This window comes from Pseudomonas sp. GB2N2, from assembly GCF_054897705.1.
Genome location: NZ_CM142701.1, coordinates 3,929,429 through 3,945,329, shown reverse-complemented (window position 1 = coordinate 3,945,329; position 15,901 = coordinate 3,929,429). Strand labels below are relative to the sequence as shown.

9 protein-coding genes are annotated in these 15,901 nt (G+C 59.8%); 2 read left to right on the top strand and 7 right to left on the bottom strand.

The features are described 5' to 3' along the window. Positions 1-131 precede the first annotated feature (131 nt). Entirely contained in the window at positions 132-5,387 is a 5,256-nt protein-coding gene (locus ACYZT4_RS18225; protein ID WP_461981946.1) for a dermonecrotic toxin domain-containing protein, read from the top strand. A gap of 139 nt (positions 5,388-5,526) precedes the next feature. After that, complete coding sequence (locus ACYZT4_RS18220; protein WP_461981944.1) at positions 5,527-10,704, top strand: NEL-type E3 ubiquitin ligase domain-containing protein; 5,178 nt, start codon at positions 5,527-5,529, stop codon at positions 10,702-10,704. Here the strand turns inward: ACYZT4_RS18220 and ureC are convergent. The 7 genes from ureC to urtE all read right to left on the bottom strand — a co-directional run bounded on the left by ureC (position 10,689) and on the right by urtE (position 15,821). After that, complete coding sequence (ureC, locus tag ACYZT4_RS18215) at positions 10,689-12,389, bottom strand: urease subunit alpha (RefSeq protein ID WP_461981942.1); 1,701 nt, start codon at positions 12,387-12,389, stop codon at positions 10,689-10,691. The two genes, ACYZT4_RS18220 and ureC, sit on opposite strands and share 16 nt — an antisense overlap. Positions 12,390-12,514: 125 nt before the next feature. Continuing rightward, positions 12,515-12,820, bottom strand: a complete 306-nt coding sequence (locus ACYZT4_RS18210) for an urease subunit beta (protein WP_461981940.1) — start codon at positions 12,818-12,820, stop codon at positions 12,515-12,517. Continuing rightward, positions 12,820-13,353 (bottom strand): GNAT family N-acetyltransferase, encoded by a 534-nt coding sequence (locus tag ACYZT4_RS18205; RefSeq protein WP_461981938.1) that lies wholly within the window; start codon positions 13,351-13,353, stop codon positions 12,820-12,822. Before ACYZT4_RS18205 ends, ACYZT4_RS18210 begins: the two co-directional genes overlap by 1 nt. A gap of 6 nt (positions 13,354-13,359) precedes the next feature. Then, positions 13,360-13,893, bottom strand: a complete 534-nt coding sequence (locus tag ACYZT4_RS18200; protein WP_461981936.1) for a GNAT family N-acetyltransferase — start codon at positions 13,891-13,893, stop codon at positions 13,360-13,362. Between the two features lie 9 nt (positions 13,894-13,902). Then, positions 13,903-14,205 (bottom strand): urease subunit gamma, encoded by a 303-nt coding sequence (gene ureA / locus ACYZT4_RS18195; protein WP_033055605.1) that lies wholly within the window; start codon positions 14,203-14,205, stop codon positions 13,903-13,905. Between the two features lie 47 nt (positions 14,206-14,252). Next, positions 14,253-15,092, bottom strand: coding sequence for an urease accessory protein UreD (locus ACYZT4_RS18190; RefSeq protein WP_461981934.1), 840 nt, complete (start codon positions 15,090-15,092; stop codon positions 14,253-14,255). 30 nt (positions 15,093-15,122) lie between these two features. Then, positions 15,123-15,821: an urea ABC transporter ATP-binding subunit UrtE gene (gene urtE, locus ACYZT4_RS18185; protein ID WP_461981933.1), complete on the bottom strand. Its 699-nt coding sequence runs from the start codon at positions 15,819-15,821 to the stop codon at positions 15,123-15,125. Positions 15,822-15,901 lie beyond the last annotated feature (80 nt).

Genomic DNA, 15,901 nt, shown 5'->3' with positions numbered 1-15,901 from the left:
GTATTTTTGCATTCCTGTTTTTTGAACAATTAGGGCCATGAACACCTTCTAACCAACGGTTATTCAGGCTTTTGTTTTGCCGGAAGGTAAATAGTCTATGGGGTTCACTTACTCTTCTGAGGTTCGACCCTATGTCTGCATTGCAAGGAAGCAACCCGGCGAACGCTTCATCTGCACCTGAAGTTGCCAAAAGCGTTCACGAACAACGCGTCACCCAAGTCATTCCCGCTGCGATAAAAAATGCATCACCGGCCACGCTTGAATCCATGTTGAAGCTGACCGCGAAGAGGCCGGCGTGGTACTTGAAAACAACGGCAACCGACCGGCAGCAGTTGAAAGCAATGCTAGATGAGCGCTGGCGCTTGCAAGGTGAACTGGATGAACTATTGGGTGGGCTCCAAAGCGATATTCATGCCTTCGCAAAACCATTGCTGACGACATCGCTGCAAGCGAATTTCAATACGGGAGAAGATCCCGAAACCCTGTCCCTGCATCTTTATGTGCCCGACAACCTTATTTTGGGGATCGATACCGGGGTCAGTCGCATCCGCCAAAATTCACTACTGGCTGCGGCATTGCACAACTTTGAACAAGCTGAAACGCAAGAGGGCGCGTTCAGAAGTGGCTCCGGCGTGTATCGCAACAGCCCTCAGGGAACCCCGCATCGAATCAACGCCATTACGCCGCCCAGGTTCGCCAGCCTGTGCCGACGGCTGGATATCGGTAGGCAGTATCAAACCCATATCAAGGCCCGGCTGGAGCCACCGGCAGCCGAGGCGAAACAGCGTTTGCAGGACCGCTCGACCGCCAGCGAAAAAGCCGCGTTCAAGTCATCGGCCTTTATCGCCCGGCTGAAAGGCGATATCAGCAGTGATGCCTTTGACCGGCTGCAAGACGTCGTAGAAGGAAAACAGAACGTTCAGTTCCGTGGCGCGCCACTGCTCAGCCACCGGTTGTCGTTGATGGGTTTTCGGCTGACGTCGATCGTGCTGTTCAGCGCGGTGAGCGAGGGTTCTGCCTTGAAAAAGGCAGTGGATGCGATGGCGCCCGACAGCATCAAATTCTGGACCGGCTGGTCCTGGCTCATTCCCTTTTTGCCCGGCCATGAGTTTGAAAAATTCAAGCTGATGCAGGCCTTCTTCGCTAACGGCCCTGCCGGCATCAAGGACGAAATGCTGCGCAACGACGATATTTTTCAACAGCGCCGGTTGACCGGGCCGTTGATCGCTTATGTACCGGATGATCCGGACCATCCGCTGAAAGAGTATTCATCGCTCACCGAGTTCATGAAAGTCTTGATCGGCCAGCTGCGCGACCCGCGCTATCAGGCATTCTTCAGCCGCTTCGTGGCACAGAAGGACAAGGGCCATTTTTTCGCCAGGGTCAACGAGCGCCTCAAGACCCTCAAGTGGACACCGCGTGAACCGCTCGACATGGGCCCCTGGTGGCGAGAAACCCCGATCGAAAACCCCAACGCCGAGCCCATCACCCATGTGCTCGCCGGTGACCTGTGGGTCACGCTGTTTCGGGAACGGCGCGACAAGGTGATCAGCGATGCGCGCAGTATTGCCGTGCCAACCGACGATGAAGATGCGGCCAGTCGCTGGAAACGCCTGACCAGTTACCTCGACATCGGCTGGAATGTGTTCAGCTTCGCCGCCCTGATGGTGCCCGGCTTGGGTGAAGCGGTGCTGGGCATCATGGTTGCGCAGATGCTCGCGGAACTGGCCGAAGGCATCGAGGACTGGAGCAAGGGCGACCGGGAGGAGGCGGCGAGTCATATCAACGGCGTACTGATCAACTTCGCGCAATTTGCGCTGATGGGGGCCGGGCATGTGCTGCCCAAAACACCTGTCACCCTTTCGCCCTTTGTTGAAAACCTCAGGCCCGTGGAGGTCGGCGGCAAAGAGCGACTGTGGAATCCCGACCTGACGGCCTATGAACATCCGGTGATCTTGCCGCCCGCCGCCGAGCCCGATGTGCGCGGACTTTACCCACATGAAAACAAAAACGTCCTGCGACTCGATGACAAGCATTACGTGGTGGCGACGGACCCGCAGACCGGGCTGCACAGCCTTGAGCACCCGGTGCGGCCAGACGCGTATCGACTTCCTGTCGAGCATGACGGTGCCAGTAGCTGGAAGACTGAAATCGATCGTCCACTGGAGTGGGACAAGCCGCGCTTGCTGCGGCGTTTGGGCACGGCGACGGATACGCTGTCCGACGAATCCCTCAAGCAGATTCTGACCGTCAGTGGCGTCGAGGAAAACGCGCTGCGCCGGATGCATGTGGAGCACGAAAGACCGCCCGCCATGCTGGTCGATACCCTCGATCGCTTCAAGGCGTACGCGCAGGCCGGTGAACTGGGCGCACAAATCCTCGCCGACCGTGTTCCCGAGGCGTTGGAGAACTTGATCCCCTCGTTCATCACCGAGTTACCGCGCTGGCCTGAATCCCGAGGTATTGCGCTGTTCGACGGGCCAACGCTGGACGGTGTGTCTGTGGATTTCGGCTCGGCGAACAGTCAGATCAAGTTGTCCCGCGTGGATCTTCGGGCAGGCCGGTTGCCGATACGGGTGGTCGAGAGTTTCAGCGAGCGGGACATTCATGAGTTACTCGGCCAGGGGATTTCCAGCGACAAACAGATACGCATCGACGAACTGCGAAAACGCCTGGCCGAACACGCCGGTAAACACCGAAAACGCGTGTTCGACACCCACTACAAACAGAAAAATGCAACTGGAAGTGCGGATGTGCTTTTGCTGTGCGACCACTATCCGACATTGCCAGTGACCGTTGTCGAAGCGTTATTGCGCGAGGCCACCCCGGATGAATTACTTCATCTGGCACAAAAACGCCGTATTCCCCTGAGCCTGCGCGAAAAGGCGCACACAGCCCAGGATCAGGTGCGCATGAGCCGTGCCTACGAGGGCCTGTATCTGGAAGCGCTGGAAGACACTGACACCCGTCGACTTGAGCTGGCCTCGCTGGCCGCCATGCCAGGCTGGTCGGCCGACGTTCGCATCGAGGTGCGAGCCTTCTCCTACAGCGGCGAATTGCAGGCCAGCGTAGGGCCTGAAGATGCACCGATCCGCAAAGTCCTGATCGTTGATGAACAAGGTTTGTACCTCGCACGGGACGAACAGGCGCAACACCTGCACGGCGCCGATGATTTCTACGCTGCGGTGTTGCATGCATTACCTGACAGTGAACGCGAAGCGCTCGGATTTGACATTCATCAGGATGAACGGCTCAAGCAGGCGCTCCAGCGCTCGCCGCTGAGTCAGGAGCGGTTCGCCCCGATCCTCGAACAGCAGCCGATCCGCAAACCGGCTTACGATCCGCAAGTCATGCGTCTGCGCGGAGGCATGCCGTGGTATGCACGAAAAATCAGCGCCCAAACTCTGCACCAACGTTGCGGCTGGTTGTATCCCGGGTTCACTGAAGCGCAGGTGAGCGAATTGCTGAGTGGTTTCGGGGACGCTGCGCCCGCGCGTTTGAAAGCTTTGGAAAATGAATTCGTCCAGTTGCAGCGTTCACTCGAGCGCTGGGTCAGGTCGCCGGCGTCGATGCCGGATGCTCGTACGGAAATCGCCTCCAGGCAGCAAGTCTACGCAGCCATCAAGCAATGCTGGCAGCGAACCGGTCCGGCCGGTGAGGAGGTGACAGGTATCCTGCGCCCGCAAACACTCAATCTGGATGGGCCACTCATGGCGCAGCACATGGAGAGTATGCCGAAGCTGATCGCCAACTTCGATCACGTCACCGAGTTGAACATGCGCCGGGCAGGCCTGCTTACCCGCCACGCGCGATTTCTGGAACCCTTCCACCAGTTGCGTTATCTGGACCTTGGCGCAAACCTGCTGGACCGTCTGCCGCCGGCCATTGGCGAGATGCCTTACCTCGTACACCTGATTCTGAATGAAAACCGGATCGAGCTGACCGCGCGAGCGGTTGCTCGCTTGAGGGGCCTGACGCGACTCAGGTTCATTGGGCTGAAGGGTAACCCCCTGCAGCGGCTGCCCGATGTCAGTCGGATGCCGGAGTTGCACACGCTGATCCTCGAGAGCACCGGTATCGACACGTGGCCCACAGGGCTGCTCACCCAGTCCCGGCCGCGCAACCTCTACGTGAATCTGTGGCGTAACCCGATCAGCCGCATTCCCGATGTGGCGCCTGGTTCGTTTCGTGCGGAGATTCTGGCCCGCACCCTGCTGAGTCGCGAGCCGCAGTGGATATCCCCGGAGAACCTGAACACGCTGCGCCAGTACACCGAGTCGGTCGGTCTCGACCCTGATCGCCCGTACCCGCCGAGGGGCACCCTGGACAGTACCCAGTGGGCCGATGGTCTGTCCGACGAAAAATGGCAGACCCGCCAGGCGATCTGGGATGCAGTCGAGGATGAGTTCAATTCCGAGCCCTTTTTCAACGAGATCCGGCGGCTGACCCAGTCCGCCGATTTCACTGAAAAAACCGGACTCTATCGGCGAGAGCTGACGGCCAAAGTCTGGCGCATGCTGGAGGCCATGAATAAAGACAGCCAGCTGCGCATGACTCTCTTTGCCGAGGCCGTGGCGCGCACGCAGTGTGTCGACGGGGCGACCCAACTGTTTAATGTCTTGGGCATGAAAGTGCTGATTCATGAAGCCTACAGGTTGGCGAATCCCGGTTTGGTCGAAGCCGAACTGGTCAGCCTGGCCAAGGGCGCGTCACGTCTGGACGAAATCGAGCGAATTGCCGAACGCACCATTGCGCAACGCCTGGCGGCCGGTGAGCAGGTTCGGCGAATCGACGCCGATCACAATGTGACTGGCAGCATCGATATCGTTGAAGTGCACTTGGCCTTTACTACCGAATTGGCCAGACCGGAGGCAGCTGGCGGCCTCGACTTGCCCTGGCAGGCGCACACCCTGCAATTTCGCGGCATTGCCGGCGTCACCCGGCCGATGATCGAAAACGCACGCCTGAGGGTGCTGGGGCTGGAGGAGGGAGATGGCTTGCGTGATTCAATGGTCGAACTGCCGTTCTGGAAATCCTACCTGGAAGGGGCCAACCGTTCGCGCTTCAAGCCGTTCGAGCGACGGATGAATACGCTGTATGAGTTCAAGACTGCCCTGCAGGAAAGGGCTGACGGGCTGGACCTGTTGCCCGAGGAAAAAGACCGTTTGAAAACCCGGATCAGAATCCTGGCTTTTGAACTGGGCAAACCGGAAAGCGAATTCGCTCCCGGCACGGTGATGAACGATGACGAGTTCGCAGAGCAGTACGCCGCGATCAAAAGCGACAAAAAGGACTTGCTCAAACAGTTGACACAACACGCCATGGACCGGGCGAAAGTGCAGCGGGTCGAGGTGCCTTTCGAGGTTGAGTCGACAGACCTGAAGTGATGTCGCGACGCGATGGTGCTTATGTCATCGCGTCGTTTTTGTTGAGAGATTGATTTTTCGTGTGGTACATAGTTGCGCTTTTTTCACGAGGTCGTTCGTTAGGCTCTGATGACTTTCAATCAGTCATGGATGACCTGTCATGCTCGAATCACTTACACCCACTTCGACTGCCGAAGGCAGCTTCAACGCCGACCTGCGCGGCGTGCATTACGACTTTCTCAAAGACCGCCTACCCGCCTGGTTCTCTGACGCCTCCGTGCAGCGGCAAGTAGAAACCGGCCGCCACGCGCTGCAAATTCCGGCCTGGTACCGGACCTCCACGGCCTATCAAAAAAAATCCCTGGCGAACAGCCACTCGCGCTTTCGCGAAAGCTTGAATCAGATCGACGCAAAACTGGGACGCATCAAGGACGTTTTCGAGTTTGCCGAGCAACCGCTCAAGGACGCAATCAAGGCGACGTTCAACCTCGACCTGGACGTTAAAAACGTTTTTCTCGCGCGTAAATATGCGTTCAAGGGACGGGATGATTTATACGGTGCCTTTGCCTTCGAGCAGCAAAACACGCGAGACCTGAACCACGAGTACCGCGGCACCTCCTTGCTTGAGGCCGCGCTGGCCAACTTTGAGCCCGATGAAGCCAAGCCGCTGCGCTGCAATGACTGTCAGATCATCACCGACTGGAGCCGTTACGACGGCGACATCATCCCGACGTTCGAAGCGCTCAACTCTCAGGCCAGGCCGATCGCAGCCCATGAGTTTGCCGCCCTGTGTCGCACCCTGGACCTGGGTGCTCTGTACCAGAAACACATCAAGGACATCGTGCAGCCTGAGGATCAGGACGAACGCGAAACACTGGAGCGGCAACTGGAGGAACATTTGCGGCAACAATTGGCGGTGACCACCGAAGCCGCTTGGCAGCAACTGGCAACCCGGCCGGGCAGTCGGCAGGTCGAGTCGGGCATCAGCGCCGACGTCTACCGGATGCTCCAGCAAACCCTCACCGGGAGCCGCGCTACTCTGGACGGCAGGCCGGTGACCTGTGCGGCGTTAAAGGTATTTGGCATCGAGTTGGTGGGCCCCTTACTGATCGGACCGAACCGAGTGAGCGCTGACCGGATCGAGCGGTTGGCGGTGTACCTGCCCAATGACCCGGAACAACCGCTGAAGGAGTACGCCTCCAGCGCCGATTTCATGGCGGACCTGAGAGCGCGCTTGCACAGTGCCGCCTATCGACGCTTTTTCAGTCAGTTCGTACCAATGCGGCAGCAAGGTTTGTTTTTCGGCCACTTCAACAAATTGTACAAGCCCGACGGTGCCGGCAATCAGGCTGATTTCCCGGTGCAGTCCAGGCCGACGAAGCTGCCACTTGATGAAGTGCTGATTAATGGAGATTTGTGGCTACAGCTGCGTCAGAACGCGATCAATAAAATGTACGCCGACGCACGAGCGGTTGTCGTGACGACGGGCGAAGAGGACCGCAAAGCCCGGGCAAGCCGGCTGGAAAGCTATTTGGATTCAGTGACCAACGTGTTCAACCTCGCGGCGTTTGTCGTGCCCGGTTTAGGGCCGATCATGCTAATGGTCGGGGCGGCACAGATGTGCAATGAAGTATTCGAAGGCATCGAAGCGTACGAGCAGGGTGAAACCAAAGAACTGTGGGCACACTTGTCCAGCGTGGCGCTGAATGTGGCATTTGTCGGCACCGGGGCGGCGGTGCTGCCGAAGATTCAATTGTCGAGCCTGGTGGACTCACTCAAGCCCGTCACGCTGGCGGAGGGCGAACAGAAGTTATGGAACCCGGATCTTTCGACGTACAAGGCCAGCGTCACACTGGCGCCGGAGGCCCGCCCCGATGCGGTGGGTCTGTACCCGCACAATGGACAGAAGGTTCTGCCGATTGAAGGTGACCACTATCAGGTCGGACACGACGCGGCCAGCGACCGGTACAGCATTCGCCACCCCAACCGCCCCGACGCCTACAGCCCTGAGCTTTTGCATAACGGCGAAGGTGCCTGGCGTCATGAGCTGGAGCGCCCGCAGACCTGGGACGCGACGCTGATGCGACGGCTTGGCCCGATAGCGGAGGGTTTCAACGATGCTGAGCTGGAGCAGATCCGGCGGGTCAGCGGTGTCGATAAGGATGTCCTGCGTCGGTTGCATGTCGAGGGCGAACCAGTGCCGGCGGTCCTGCTCGAGACCTTGAAGAGATTTCGCGCCTATGACGTTGCCCTGAAGGTCGCTCAGGGCATCGGTGAGGGCTCGCTTTCCAGCGCGTTGTGCGGCTACGCCGCGTCGTTGGCGGTCGAGTTGCCGGGGTGGCCGGCGAGCAAAGCCATCGAGGCTGTTCCGGGTGAAGGCTTGAGCGAGCCTTCGGTCAAGTACGGCAACGTTGATGCCTTACCAGAAGATATCCTCAAAATCAGCCGTGAAGACCTGATGAGCGGCCAGTTGCCCGCGCGGATTATCGCCTCAATGAACGAGGCGCACATCAAAGCGCTCTTGCCTCAGTACACGCCCGCAACGTCGGCGGAACGTATCAGTACCCTGAAACAAAAACTGCATGAACGTGCGGTCAGTTCGCGGGCACGCTTGACACACAGCCTCTACGCCGAGCAACAACCGTCGGCCGATGCGCAAGTGGCTACCGTTCAGCGGGACTTCACCAGCCTGCCGGCTGCGATGATCAAAGAGTTATTGGCAGACGCGACGACTGCCGAACGGGCAACCCTGAACACCGACAAGCGCGTTCCGCTGCGCCTGGGCGAAGGTGCGCGCCGGTTACAGCAGCAGATGCGCCTGACCCGCGCCTATGAAGGTTTGTACCTGGATGCGCTTCTGGACACGGACAGCGAAATCCTCGTGCTCAATACGTTGCAACACCTGCCGGGCTGGGTGAGTGATATCCGTCTCGAAGTGCGCGAACGTTGGCTTGGAGGAGAGCTGCGCGCCAGCGTCGGTCCCGAGGATGCCAGCGAGCGCAAAGTGCTGCTGCGCACGGACGATGGTCGCTATGAGGCACGTAATGATCGTGACGAGCATTTGCACGGGGCCGATGACTTTTATTCATCAATTCAGCATGCGTTGCCCGACCGTCAGCGTCAGTCCATTGGAGTGCCTGACGTTGCGCAGGGGGCCAGATTGAAGGCGAAAATTCTTGAACATCAGATGAGCCCGGATCAACTTCGGCCCCTGCTGAAAATGCAACCGCGCCAGCCTCGGTTCTTCAAGGCGCCGATGCGCCTGTCCGGCGAACGCATCGGTTACCCGCTGAGCGATCAGCCGGATATCAGCCGATGGGAGCGCGCCACTGAGGCGCGGCTTCGGGCGCTGTATCCCTCGATGTCGGCGGAGGAGGTCGGTTCATTTATCGAGAATATGGACGAGACGCTGGACGGCGAGTTGAAAAATCGTGAAATCGAATATGCGCAGATGAAAGTAGATTTGGAAACCTGGCATCGGGCGTGGCTGAGAGCCGCGTCGGTGGAAGAGCGTTCGACCCGTGCCTTCCGCCGCCGTCGGGACGCCCGCGTGACGATCATTAGAGCCCTCAAACAGGCCTGGCAATGCACGGGAGAGGTGGACGTGGACAGCACCGGTCTTCGCCAGGGTCAGCGCATTGATTTGGCCGAGCTCGACATCGGCGGCGAGATCAATGAACTGCCGACGCTCACGGCGAATTTCAACCACGTTACTTATCTGGATTTATCGGGTACCGGCATCAAAGGCAATGCTGACGGGTTTTTGCGTAACTTCGAGCGATTGCGCACGTTGGTGCTGGGCAATAACGAACTGGATGCGCTGCCGCAAAACCTCGGGAGCATGACCCACCTGTCCACCCTGGACCTGTCCGACAACCTGATCGAACTCGACGCCAACGCTGTCGCGCAATTGCGAAAACTCAAGCGCGTGCGATACCTGGGACTTGAGGGCAACCCATTGGGGATGCTTCCGGACATCGGACGTATGCCGGGGCTGCAAATTGTGTTGTTGGCCAATACCGGAATCGATACCTGGCCGGTGGGGCTATTCGATCAGGCACGGCTGCGCACGCTGTATCTGGATATGCAGGCTAACGTGCTGGAAATCGTTCCTGACGTGGCGCCCGGGTCGGCGCAAGCGGAAGTCATCGCGCGCACGCTTATCAGTCACGAACCCGCCAATATTTCCGCGCAGAATCTGCAGCGGGTCAGACACTACGGCCACTCGGTAGGGTTTGAGCCGAATCGACCGGAGTACGCTCGCGGTGTCGCCGACAGTGGACGTTGGGCCTCCGGACTGACGGAGGAACAGTGGCGGGGCAAACAGGATCTATGGGCCGACCTCGAAAACGAGCCTGGATCAACCCCCTTTTTCAGGGAGCTGAGGAACCTGTCGGAGTCTGCCGATGCGGTGGCAGCAGACCCGGCAGCCAAGATCGGGCTCAGCCGTAAGGTCTGGTCGATGATCGAGGCCGCAACCGGAAACACGGCATTGCGCGAAAAGCTGTTTCTCATGGCCACGGCGCCTACTACCTGCGTCGATGCGGGTGCGCAGTTGTTCAATGCCATGGGCCTGGAAGTGCTGATTGTTCAAGCCTATGAATTGGGCACAAACGAGCTGATCGAAACGGAGTTGGTGACGCTGGCGCGGGGCAAGTCGCGTCTGGACAGGTTGGGCAAGATTGCCCGAGAGCGTATCCGCGAACTGATGCGGGAAGGGCGCCAGCTTATCGAGCTCGATGAAGACGAGAATCTGGTGCCTCACTTTGATGCTCAGGGAGAGCGGCTTCCAGATATTGATGAAGTGGAAATCCATATGGTCTACCCCACTCAACTGGCGGCGACGGAGTTTCTGGATTTGCCTTGGCAATCCCGGGAGATGCGGTTCAGCGCGCCCGATGTGACAGCCGAAATGATCCAGACTGCTTACGATCGGGTGCTGGCAGAAGAGCAGGGGCCGCGGCTGCAAGCGCTGCTGCTCGAACAGGAATTCTGGGTGGACTTTGTCAAGCGATCCTATGCACGACGGATCACCGTTCTGCGATCCAGAGGTGAATTCTTGCTGGACCTTCAGGCCGCCCAACGAGCCTGGCTTGGAAGTGATTCGACCGTGCACAGGATTCATTGGCGTGCTCAAGTGCGCCGGCTGGCGAGACTGCTGGGCAAGCCGGAAAGTGAAATCAAACCCGGTACGGTGTTAAGCGACGAGCAGTATTACGCCGAGATGGCTGAAATCGGCACGCTGGAAACGGCGCTGATCGCCAGCCTGACCGAGCAAGCGATAGCGCGCGCCAAATTGCAACACGGGGTAGGCGCATTGGGTCAGAACAGGAAGTAACGCTGCGCCATCGGCAATGTTTCCGCCGGTTCACACCACAGCAATACCCCGTCGGCCTTGACCTGATAGGTCTGCGGGTCGACGTCGATGTTCGGTAGGTAATCGTTGTGGATCAAGTCGGTTTTCTGCACCTCGCGGCAACCCTTGACCACGGCGATTTTTTTCTTCAACCCCAAGGCTTCCGGCAGACCAGCCTCCTGCGCTGCCTGACTGATGAAGGTCATGCTGGTGGCGTGCAGCGAGCCGCCGTAACTGGCAAACATCGGACGGTAATGCACCGGTTGCGGCGTCGGAATCGAGGCGTTGGCGTCGCCCATCAGACTCGCCGCAATGGCGCCGCCCTTGAGAATCAACGTCGGCTTGACCCCGAAAAATGCCGGGCGCCACAGCACCAGATCAGCCCATTTCCCTACTTCCACCGAACCTACTTCATGGCTGATGCCGTGGGTGATCGCCGGGTTGATCGTGTATTTGGCGATGTAGCGTTTGGCGCGGAAGTTGTCGTTGCCCTCGCCGTCACCCGGCAGTGGTCCGCGCTGTTTTTTCATCTTGTCGGCGGTCTGCCAGGTGCGCGTGATGACTTCGCCGACGCGGCCCATGGCCTGGCTGTCGGAGCTGATCATCGAGAACGCGCCGAGGTCGTGGAGGATGTCTTCGGCGGCAATCGTCTCGCGGCGGATGCGGCTTTCGGCGAACGCTACGTCTTCGGCAATGCTCGGGTCGAGGTGGTGGCAGACCATCAGCATGTCGAGGTGTTCGTCGATGGTGTTGCGGGTGAACGGCCGGGTCGGGTTGGTCGAACTCGGCAGCACGTTGGCGAAGCCGCAGGCCTTGATGATGTCCGGGGCATGCCCGCCGCCCGCGCCTTCGGTGTGATAGGTGTGGATGGTGCGGCCCTTGAACGCGGCGAGGGTGGTTTCGACGAAGCCGGACTCGTTGAGGGTGTCGGTGTGGATTGCCACCTGAACGTCGTACTGGTCGGCGACGTTCAGGCAGTTGTCGATGCTCGCCGGGGTGGTGCCCCAGTCTTCGTGCAACTTGAGGCCGATGGCGCCGGCCTTGACCTGTTCGATCAGCGGCTCCGGCAGGCTGGCGTTGCCTTTGCCGGTGAGGCCGATGTTCATCGGGAACGCGTCCGCCGCTTGAAGCATCCGCGCCAGATGCCACGGGCCTGACGTGCACGTGGTGGCGTTGGTCCCGGTCGCCGGGCCGGTGCCGCCGCCGATCATGGTGGTGACGCCGCTGATCAGCGCTTCTTCAATCTGCTGCGGGCAGATGAAGTGAATGTGCGTGTCGATGCCGCCGGCGGTGAGGATCATGCCTTCGCCGGCGATCACTTCGGTGCTGGCGCCGATGGCGATGGTCACGTTCGGTTGTACATCCGGGTTGCCCGCCTTGCCGATGCCCGCGACGCGGCCATCCTTGAGGCCGACGTCAGCCTTGACGATGCCCCAGTGGTCGATGATCAGCGCGTTGGTGATCACCGTGTCGACAACTTCAGCGGCGAGCAACTGGCTTTGGCCCTGGCCATCGCGGATGACTTTGCCGCCGCCGAATTTCACTTCTTCGCCGTAAGTGGTGAAGTCTTTTTCCACTTCGATCCACAGCTCGGTGTCGGCCAGGCGCACCTTGTCGCCGACGGTGGGGCCGAACATGTCGGCGTAGGCCTGACGGGAGATCTTCATTTCCTCGTTCCTCGGAATTGAGCTGCAAGCTTCAAGCTGCAAGCCTCAAGTAGAAGCAGATAGGGGGGCACCGCAAACTGCTCTTTCTTGCAGCTTGAAGCTTGAAACTTGCAGCTGAAGTCGACCTATAAGTCGCCCATGACTCTTCCCGCAAACCCAAAAACCCGACGCAACCCCTCCAGGTCGACAAGCTCGACTTCCCGACTCTGCCCGGGTTCGAAGCGCACGGCGGTGCCGGCAGGGATGTTCAGGCGCATGCCACGACCGGCGGCGCGGTCGAAGGTCAGGGCGTCATTGGTTTCGAAAAAATGATAATGCGAGCCGACCTGGATCGGCCGGTCGCCGCTGTTGGATACCTTCAAACTGACGGTGCGGCGGCCAACGTTGAGTTCTATGTCGCCGGGCTGGATCTGATATTCACCGGGAATCATCAATGGGCTCCCTGGAGCACTTTGTAATAGAGGGCGGTCGGCTTGTACCGACCACTCGGGTCGCAGGCGTAGTCAGGAAGTTCACCGGCGCGGGTGTAACCCAGCGCGCTGTAGAAATCCTCGGCCGGGGAGCCGGCTTCGGTGTCGAGGTAGAGCATCCCGCGTTTGTGCTGAAGCGCGGCCTGTTCCAAAGCGCTCATCAACTGTTGGCCCAAGCCGCGACGGCGCGCCTGTTCGCGTACCAGCAATTTCTGCACTTCGGCGCGGTTCAGGCCGTTGGCTTTCTGGCACAGGGTCAACTGCACGCTGGCCTGCACTTGTTCGTCCTTGACCACCACCCACAGCAGCACATTGCCCTTGTTCAGGTTGTCCTGAACCTCATCGAAATAGGCGCGCGCCTGCGTGGCATCGAGGTCAGCCATGAAGCCGACACTGGCGCCATAGCCGACGGCGTCGAGCAGCAGATCAATCAAACCCTGGCGATAGTGGGCAAAGCTTTCAACATTGACGCGGCGCAGTTGAGCGGCATTCATCGGGCGTTACTCCTTGCTGGCGGGCGGCGGTTCGGCGCCAGGATTGAGGGTCAATTGCATGAACGTCAGGTCCAGCCAGCGGCCGAACTTGGTGCCCACTTGAGGCATCTGCCCGGTCGTAACGAAACCGGCCCGTTCATGCAGGCGAATGGAGGCGGCATTCCCGCTTTCGATGGCGGCGACCATCACATGCTTGTCGCAGCCTTTGGCGCGCTCGATCAGCACGTCCATCAACTTCGGGCCCAGCCCGTTACCACGCTGGTCGCTGCGGACGTAGACCGAATGCTCGACGGTGTGGCGGAAACCATCGAAGGGGCGCCAGTCACCAAATGAAGCGTAGCCGAGTACGCTGTTGTCGCCGTCGACAATCACCAGGATCGGATAACCCTGGGATTGACGTGCGCTGAACCAGGCCTGGCGATTGCCGAGGTCAACGGCCTGTTCGTTCCAGATCGCCGTGGTGTTGAGCACGGCGTCGTTGTAGATGTCGCGGATCGCCGGCAGATCGGCGTGCACCGCATCGCGGATGGAGTCAGTCATGGCGCAGCCTCAGGCGATAGGTTGGTGGACGGTGACCAGCTTGGTGCCGTCGGGGAAGGTGGCTTCCACCTGAATCTCCGGGATCATTTCCGGGATACCTTCCATCACTTGTTCGCGGCTGAGCAGGGTGGTGCCGAAGTGCATCAGCTCGGCGACGGTGCGGCCGTCACGCGCGCCTTCGAGCAGCGCGGCGGAGATGTAGGCCATGGCTTCCGGGTAATTGAGTTTCACGCCGCGGGCCAAACGCCGCTCGGCCACGAGGCCGGCGGTGAAGATCAGCAGTTTGTCTTTTTCGCGTGGGGTCAGGTCCATTGTGTGGAATCCATAATCGGCAGATTTAAAAAAGTGAGGATCGCATTTCAGGTGCTCCATATTCTGGGCGGGACTGCCTCTCGGCCGAGCAATGCCGGCCTCAGCAACCGCCACAAATCAATCAACCAGCCCCGCGCCAACAGCGCCTCGCTGGCCAGGCATCGGGCAACGATCAGTCCCGGCAACTGGGTCAGATCGCCGCGCACGTCATTGGGCAGCGATCGGCATTTCTCCAGTAATTCACGTTCAATCTCCCCGGTCACCAACAGCGTCGCAAACACCGGTTGCCCGTCCAGGCCAATCGGCGAACCGAGCAACCCGTCATCCCCGACAATGCGCTGACGTTCATGCCAGAGCAACTGGCCGTCGCGGCGAATATCCAGCTGCGCCTGAAAATGCCCGAGGTCAAAACGCTCGCCGCTGGCCGGGCGACCGAGCGCCACGACGTCCCAGTAGAACAAGCGCGCATCACCTTCCAGATCAATGACGGTGCTGAGTTCGGCCTGGGCGGCGCTGAAGACAATCGTTTCCTGCGGTAGCCACTCCAGTGTCGCGCCGGCGGCCACCTTCAGTTGCAGTTTCTGATAAGCCGGGCCAGCGGCGCGATACCACTTGGCGGCGCCGGGGCTAGTGATTTGCGCCCACGCGTTGCGGTCAACGCTGGCGCTGATGTCCAGCCGATCACCACCGGCAATCCCGCCGGGCGGGTGCACGATGATGTGCTGGCAGACCTCGGGACCTTCGGCATACAAATGCTTTTGCACGCGCAACGGGCCGATGTGTCGGCGCTGAACCGGGCGCGTGCTGTCGCCGAATCGGGCGTAGCCCAACTCCAGCTCGGCGTGCCAGCTCGGGGTAAACAGGACAGTGGGAAGGGCTGAGTTCATGGGTTCTAATTATCGTCAGGACGCTGCAGATTAGATCGTAACCAGGCCGCGCACACCCTCGGCTTCCATATTTTCTCCGCGACCCTGTTGCACGATCTCGCCCCGGGACATCACCAGGTATTGATCGGCCAATTCAGCGGCGAAATCATAGAACTGCTCCACCAGCAAAATCGCCATGTCGCCACGCGCCGCGAGCTTCTTGATCACTGCACCGATCTCCTTGATCACTGACGGCTGGATGCCTTCGGTCGGCTCGTCGAGAATCAACAACCGTGGACGACTGGCCAACGCCCGGCCGATTGCCAATTGCTGCTGCTGACCGCCGGACAAGTCGCCGCCACGGCGTTGCTTCATTTGCAGCAGCACCGGGAACAGCTCGTAGATGAACGCGGGGACTTCTTTCGCTTCACTGCCCGGAAACCGCGACAGGCCCATCAACAGGTTTTCCTCGACGGTCAGCCGGCCAAAAATCTCGCGGCCCTGAGGCACGTAGGCGATCCCCGCGTGCACCCGCTGGTGCGGCTTGAGCGTGGTGATCGGCTTGCCTTCCCAGTTCACCGCGCCCTCCTTGGACGGGAGCAATCCCATCAGGCATTTGAGCAACGTGGTCTTGCCGACACCGTTGCGCCCGAGCAGGCACGTGACTTCACCGACCTTCACCTCAAACGTCAGGCCGCGCAGGATGTGGCTACCGCCGTAGTACTGATGAAGGTGTTTGACCTGTAGCATTGGAACTCCGTTTGTAGGGCTTCAAGCGGCAAGCTTCAAGCGGCAAGCTTCAAGTAAGAACGGAACGGTGCGGCTATGCT

Bases quoted from the DNA above. Each gene is read 5' to 3' on its own strand.
- ureA (WP_033055605.1), bottom strand. From the start codon at position 14,205: ATGGACCTGACCCCACGCGAAAAAGACAAACTGCTGATCTTCACCGCC.
- ACYZT4_RS18225 (WP_461981946.1), top strand. From the start codon at position 132: ATGTCTGCATTGCAAGGAAGCAACCCGGCGAACGCTTCATCTGCACCT.
- ACYZT4_RS18190 (WP_461981934.1), bottom strand. From the start codon at position 15,092: ATGAACTCAGCCCTTCCCACTGTCCTGTTTACCCCGAGCTGGCACGCC.
- ACYZT4_RS18210 (WP_461981940.1), bottom strand. From the start codon at position 12,820: ATGATTCCCGGTGAATATCAGATCCAGCCCGGCGACATAGAACTCAAC.
- ACYZT4_RS18205 (WP_461981938.1), bottom strand. From the start codon at position 13,353: ATGAATGCCGCTCAACTGCGCCGCGTCAATGTTGAAAGCTTTGCCCAC.
- urtE (WP_461981933.1), bottom strand. From the start codon at position 15,821: ATGCTACAGGTCAAACACCTTCATCAGTACTACGGCGGTAGCCACATC.
- ACYZT4_RS18220 (WP_461981944.1), top strand. From the start codon at position 5,527: ATGCTCGAATCACTTACACCCACTTCGACTGCCGAAGGCAGCTTCAAC.
- ureC (WP_461981942.1), bottom strand. From the start codon at position 12,389: ATGAAGATCTCCCGTCAGGCCTACGCCGACATGTTCGGCCCCACCGTC.
- ACYZT4_RS18200 (WP_461981936.1), bottom strand. From the start codon at position 13,893: ATGACTGACTCCATCCGCGATGCGGTGCACGCCGATCTGCCGGCGATC.